The sequence below is a fragment of the Vibrio cincinnatiensis genome (genome assembly GCF_022113815.1).
Lineage (GTDB): Bacteria > Pseudomonadota > Gammaproteobacteria > Enterobacterales > Vibrionaceae > Vibrio > Vibrio cincinnatiensis_A.
In genome coordinates, this window is the sequence record NZ_SGOM01000038.1 from 1 (window position 1) to 2,614 (window position 2,614).

A 2,614-nucleotide genomic window follows, 5' to 3' on the forward strand; every position below is an offset into this window, starting at 1 on the left:
TTAAAATCGAGCCTATTATTATCTGTACTTATTTCAAATCCTTGCACTACAGTTTCTCCTTGAGGCATAACGCCCGCCTAAGGGGCTGACAACGCATTACCACTAAACTCAAACGCAACAACTGAAACCACCGCGGCTCAATGGGACTGGAAACGCCACGCGTTGACAGTCCCTCTTGAGGCGTTTGTTAGGCATTTGAGTCACCTTCTGACTGACGTCTATTCTCCTCTATAAATCCTTCAATAAAAGGCCTTGAACCATAGACTACCATTGATATCAGCATAACTCCGGTTAATGTAAAAGGTAGAGAGCCCACAGCAAAAAGTGCGCATGCTAAAAATAAGGCTATACCCCAAAATCCACCTATCATTCCCAACACTACGATGATATTCGGAGCTTTGCCTGACCGCCACGCTGAAACAATATTTTCCATTGAGTAATCATAAGTGACTGATATCGAGGATACCTTACCGTATTCTATAGAACCTATTGCCTCACCAAGGTGATCCTTACCAATTCCTTTTCTCAACTTTGACGAGGCACTCAATGCCTGATTAGTTACGTTCTTTTGAGTGGGGATAAATCCCGTTTTCATTGACATGACTACTATGAACACACATAGGACGGCTAAACCAATAAAAATCCAAACTAACATTGTATTTACTCCTTGGCCACGAATGACGAAATGCCTAACGCCCAATTAAGGTGTGAACCACGCTACCACACAACTCAATTTGGGTGCCGTAAACACTGAACTAAACCCAAACCAAAAATGCCAAGCGTGGTGAATCACTCTTAAATTGTTTGTTAGGCATGCAAAAATTTCTTTTGGAATTCGTATATATGCGAATTTCTTATAATGGTGAGCTCCTAAATACCTATGAAATAAATTAACTAAAAGGTATTTATATGAAAGCATTAAAACAAATTTTTGATCACTTAAAACGCAACAAGAACTTCTACTTTAGATTGCTAGTCCGCATAATCTTAGAGTTCTGTGGAGCACATTAATCACAAATAGAGTCTACCAATTCAATATGGTAGACTCTTTAAGCAGCTCCCTTGCATCTCTTTCAATATCATCCTCACTATAGAGATTAAGGTTTTCACCCAGTTCATTTTTTACTTCTCTAATAGCTTGGTTAAGTACTTGCTCATCCACTGGAACTTTTGGTTTGAATTCGTAATGTAATTCACAATCAAGACACTCAGCAATTTCCTTTAAACTTTGAATAGTAATATTGCCCGTAATTTCCCTGCTCTCAAGTTCACTAACAGTCGAAGGAGCTTTGCCTAGCTTAACAGCTAACTGCTTCGAGGACATACGTAGAGCTTTTCTAATCTCTTTAATACTATTTAATGCTCTATCTGCCATCCAAACTTACCCTTTAATGTGCATGCGCCACTTGCTGCCTAACGCCGCATTAAGGTGTGAGCGGCGCTTGGCTATACTTGAGCGAAGCGAAACTGCCAAGCGTTGCGAATCACTCTTAAATGCTTTGTTAGCTGTATGACCCTATTTTACATTTCTATAAGTTACTAGAAAACCTGTCAAACCTACTGAGAGGGCACTAATACATACGCCCCTCAATATTGCATCATTGAGATAAGCTGAGTAGTAAAGCATTGCAATAAATGCAGCACATGAGACTAAAAAGGGTGCGCTCGAGCGATGGATAAAACGTGAAGTATCTACCACACTATAGCGGTCTAGAACCAAATCAAAGAGCAAGAGTATGTGCATAACGAACAAAACATTTAATACTGGAAGTACCCAGTAAAGCCAACCATTTACAGGAAAATTAAAGAGATGAACAAAGGTCAGGTGAGCCAATATAGAGAACAAAATACTTTTCAACCCATTCGAGCTGCTTTGTACTCTAATACGGTATGTTCGTCGTGCAATAGTAAAAAGTGGCTTGGCTGAAAAAATCAAAATAGCCAACCAAACTATAAGTAATACCATTATTCCCAACAGCCTCTATATTTAGGTTTAAGCACCTGTTTTGAATTAGATTTCTAGAACTATTACCCTAAAGATATCGAAACTTTAAGGATACAGCTAACGCCGCATTAAGGGGCAAGCAACGCAAACAGCTGAACTTAAACTAACCAGCCGTAACCTCAAATGCCACCCAAAACAAAAGTGCCACGCGTTGATTGTCCCTCTTAAATGCCTTGTTAACTGGCCGATCCAAAATGCCAAAGTTACCAATATTTCTAAGCTGCCTATGCGGCAGTGAACGTTAAGAGCCGGGTGTATTTTTCGACATGCTATTTCTAAGCTGCCTATGCGGCAGTGAACTATGAAACTTTAGCAGTAACTTATTGTTAATAATAGTAATTACATCAAATTTCTCAAAATAACCTTTTATTTTTTACTCGATTTATTATTAATATAAATCAATAAGTTAGGATTCAACAAAAAAAGATGGGTAATTTCATTGCCAGTTAACGCCGCATTAAGGGGCAAACAACGCTAACAACCGAACTTAAACTAACCAGCCGTAACCTCAAATGCTCACCCAAAACAAAAGTGCCACGCGTTGATTGTCCCTCTTAAATGCCTTGTTAACTGGCCGATCCAAAATGCCAAAGTTACCAATATTTCTAA

Annotated in this window: 2 protein-coding genes; both read right to left on the minus strand. The window is 39.1% G+C overall.

What is annotated here, in order from left to right:
* Nucleotides 1-187 precede the first annotated feature (187 nt).
* Nucleotides 188-655 (minus strand): hypothetical protein, encoded by a 468-nt coding sequence (locus EXA13_RS16365; RefSeq protein WP_238116161.1) that lies wholly within the window; start codon nt 653-655, stop codon nt 188-190.
* Nucleotides 656-1,024: 369 nt separating this feature from the next.
* The gene (locus tag EXA13_RS16370) at nt 1,025-1,375 is read right to left on the minus strand and encodes a helix-turn-helix domain-containing protein (RefSeq protein WP_238134068.1); all 351 of its coding nucleotides are present in this window, start codon (nt 1,373-1,375) and stop codon (nt 1,025-1,027) included.
* Nucleotides 1,376-2,614 lie beyond the last annotated feature (1,239 nt).